Annotated in this window: 3 protein-coding genes; 2 read left to right on the forward strand and 1 reads right to left on the reverse strand. The window is 72.9% G+C overall.

Translation table 11 applies throughout. The annotated features are described in order from the left end of the window. Window positions 1-34: 34 nt before the first annotated feature. A complete protein-coding gene (gene def, locus GUY61_RS36445; RefSeq protein WP_166634584.1) occupies window positions 35-589 on the reverse strand; it encodes a peptide deformylase in 555 nt (184 codons plus the stop codon). 116 nt (window positions 590-705) lie between these two features. Here def and GUY61_RS36450 point away from each other — a divergent pair, with 116 nt between their 5' ends. Both GUY61_RS36450 and GUY61_RS36455 read left to right on the forward strand, forming a co-directional pair. Further along, window positions 706-1,944: a MurT ligase domain-containing protein gene (locus tag GUY61_RS36450; RefSeq protein ID WP_166634585.1), complete on the forward strand. Its 1,239-nt coding sequence runs from the start codon at window positions 706-708 to the stop codon at window positions 1,942-1,944. A gap of 34 nt (window positions 1,945-1,978) precedes the next feature. Then, complete coding sequence (locus GUY61_RS36455; RefSeq protein WP_166634586.1) at window positions 1,979-2,707, forward strand: type 1 glutamine amidotransferase; 729 nt, start codon at window positions 1,979-1,981, stop codon at window positions 2,705-2,707. The last annotated feature ends 601 nt before the right edge of the window (window positions 2,708-3,308 follow it).

Consider the following 3,308-nt stretch of genomic DNA (forward strand, 5'->3'; position numbering starts at 1 on the left):
GGTCCGGGGGCGGAGCCCCCGAACGGGGCCGGTGTCAAGGCTGTGCGCGGGGCTCCGACCACGGCGCCTTCGCCACAGCCCGCAGCGCCCTGCGGCGCCGCCACCCCTCGAGCCGGTCCACGTACACCATCCCCTCCAGGTGATCGCACTCGTGCTGGAGGCAGCGGGCGAAGAACCCGGTGCCCTCCACCCGCACCGGCTCACCCCGCAGGTCGACGCCCTCGACGAGGGCGTGGTCGAAGCGCGGCGTGCCCGCTTCGAGGCCCGGCAGCGACAGACAGCCCTCGGGACCGCGCACGACCACCCCGTCCGCCTCCACCAGCCGGGGGTTGACCACGTGCCCGAGGTGCCTGCGGTCCTCGTCGTCGGGGCAGTCGAAGACGAACACCCTTCGCGCGACGCCGATCTGGTTGGCCGCGAGGCCCACGCCCCGCGCCGCGTACATCGAGGCGTACATGTCCTCCACGAGCCGGGCGAGTTCGGGCCCGAACTCGGTGACTTCGGCGCACGGCGCGTGCAGCACCGGATCCCCGAACAGGGTCATCGGGCGTACCTGTCCCGAACTGCCGGGAATCGAACTCTGTCGCATGACGGCAAGATTACGATCAGCGGCTCCGACGATCTCACGACGGTGCCGTGGTGCGGGCGCCGTACGGGGAATCGATAGGCTGAGGCCCGCGCCTGATGCGAGGAGGATCCAGAACGATGGCAGGCAACACGGAGCCGCTGTCGCCGCGGGCCAAGCTGGCCGTGACGGCAGGCAAGGCCGCGGCCGCGGTGTCCCGCGCCGCGGGCCGCGGCAGCGGGTCGGTGATCGGCGGCAAGGTCGCGCTCAAGCTCGACCCCGACTTGCTGGGCAGACTGGCCCAGAACCTGGACGTCGTCCTGGTCTCCGCAACCAACGGCAAGACCACCACGACCCGGCTGATCGCCGAGGCGCTGAGGGCCAGCGGCCCCGTCGTCTCCAACGCGCTGGGCGCGAACATGCCGGCCGGCATCACCTCGGCGCTGGCCGGCGGCACCGACGCCAAGTACGGCGTGATCGAGGTGGACGAGAAGTACCTCGCGATGGTCGCCCGTGACACCACGCCGAAGGTCATCGCCCTGCTGAACCTCTCCCGCGACCAGCTCGACCGTGCCGCGGAGACGCGGATGCTCGCCGAACGCTGGCGCGAGGGCCTGGCCGGTTCCAAGGCGGTGATCGTCGCCAACGCGGACGACCCGCTGATCGTGTGGGCGGCCTCGTCCTCCGCCAACGTGGTGTGGGTGGCCGCGGGCCAGGAGTGGAAGGACGACGCCTGGTCCTGCCCCTCCTGCGGCGGCGTGCTCCAGCGCCCGGGCGACGACTGGGGCTGCGGCGAGTGCGGCTTCCGCCGCCCCTCGCCGAGCTGGGCGCTGTCCGGCGACCACGTCATCGACCCGCACGGCTCCGCCTGGCCCATCCGTCTCCAGCTGCCGGGCCGGGCCAACAAGGCGAACGCCACCTCCTCCGCCGCCGTGGCCGCGGTGTTCGGGGTGCCGCCGCAGGTGGCCCTGGAGCGCATGTACCAGGTGCAGGCGGTGGCCGGCCGGTACGACGTGGTCCACTTCCAGAACCGTGAACTGCGGCTGCTGCTGGCGAAGAACCCCGCGGGCTGGCTGGAGACCTTCTCCCTCATCGACCCGCCGCCGACCCCGGTGATCCTCTCCGTGAACGCCCGCGGCGCGGACGGCACGGACACCTCCTGGCTGTGGGACGTCGACTACACCCGACTGTCCGGGCACCCGATCTTCGTGATCGGCGACCGCAAGCTGGACCTGGCGGTGCGCCTGGAGGTCGCGGGCCTGGGCTTCCGGGTCTGCGAGTCCGTCGACGAGGCGGTGCAGCTCGCCCCGCCCGGGCGGATCGAGGCGATCGCCAACTACACGGCCTTCCAGGACCTGCGCCGCCGCGTCGGCAACTGACCCACCCACTCCTCGAGGAGAAGGACGAGCGAGTATGAGCGACAACAGCCTGCGCGTGGTGTGGGTCTACCCCGACCTGCTGAGCACCTACGGCGACCAGGGCAACGTACTGGTGGTGGAGCGGCGCGCCCGGCAGCGTGGCCTGAACGTGGCCCGCGTGGACGTCCGCAGCGACCAGCAGATCCCCACATCCGGCGACATCTACCTGATCGGCGGCGGCGAGGACCGGCCGCAGCGACTGGCGGCCGAGCGGCTGCGCCGCGACGGCGGGCTGCACCGCGCGGTCGCCAACGGCGCGATCGTCTTCTCGGTCTGCGCCGGTTACCAGATCCTCGGCCACGAGTTCATCAACGACCTCGGCGAGCGCGAGCAGGGCCTCGGCCTGCTGGACGTGATCAGCACCCGCGGCGAGGGCGCGCGCTGCGTCGGCGACGTTCTGGCCGACATCGACGACCGGCTGGGGCTGCCGCAGCTGACCGGCTTCGAGAACCACCAGGGCATCACCCATGTCGGCCCCAACGCGCGCCCCTTCGCCCGGGTCCGCCTCGGCAACGGCAACGGCACCGGGGACGGAACGGAGGGCGCGTACAACGAGACGGTCTTCGGTACGTACATGCACGGACCCGTCCTCGCCCGCAATCCGCAGATCGCCGATCTGCTGCTGAAGCTGGCGCTGGACGTCAACGCCCTGCCTCCGACCGACGACCGGTGGTTCGAGGAACTGCGCAACGAGCGGATCGCGGCGGCCACGCAGTCCGCCTGAGCGCCCGCACGGGGGCGCCGGGCACACACGCACGGACATCCACGCGCGCGGCGCCGGGCACACACGCACGGACATCCACGCGCGCGGCGGCGGGCACACACGCACGGAGATCCACACGGGCAGTGTGTCCGGTCGGCCCCCGGGAGAACACACGGGATACGAGCGCGCGGCCGTCCGCGTCGGCATGTCTGCCCTCGCGTGGTCCGGCGGCGCATCAGGCGTGCAGCCGGACCCCGCCTCAGGGCCCCGCACCCGACATGACCGCCCCTCGGAGCCGGGTCTCCCCGGCCCGAAGGGGTCGGCCGCCCTCAGGGAGCCGACGGCGCGGCACACTCCTTCCGCGAACCCGGACAACAGGGTGAACCCCGGCCCGCTGCCGACATCATCGGCCTCCCGGCCGCCCGGCGCCTCCCGGCGAGGAGCCGCAGACGCCCCGCACGCCCGCGGCATCCCCCGGACACCGCCGGACGCGGGGCTCTTGCGGGCCCCGGCACAGCCGGGCGCCGCAACGCCCGGCCACGTCCCGTGGTGATCAGGGCGTCGCCGCACGGGGTGTGACCGCTCCTTCACGGGCGTCGCGGCACCGCTCCACGTGGACGGC

Origin of the sequence: Streptomyces sp. GC420, assembly GCF_009916105.1 — a bacterium.
GTDB lineage: Bacteria > Actinomycetota > Actinomycetes > Streptomycetales > Streptomycetaceae > Streptomyces.

What these genes read in the sequence shown, in the direction of transcription:
- def (WP_166634584.1), bottom strand. Translation starts at nt 589, where the DNA reads ATGCGACAGAGTTCGATTCCCGGCAGTTCGGGACAGGTACGCCCGATG.
- GUY61_RS36450 (WP_166634585.1), top strand. Translation starts at nt 706, where the DNA reads ATGGCAGGCAACACGGAGCCGCTGTCGCCGCGGGCCAAGCTGGCCGTG.
- GUY61_RS36455 (WP_166634586.1), top strand. Translation starts at nt 1,979, where the DNA reads ATGAGCGACAACAGCCTGCGCGTGGTGTGGGTCTACCCCGACCTGCTG.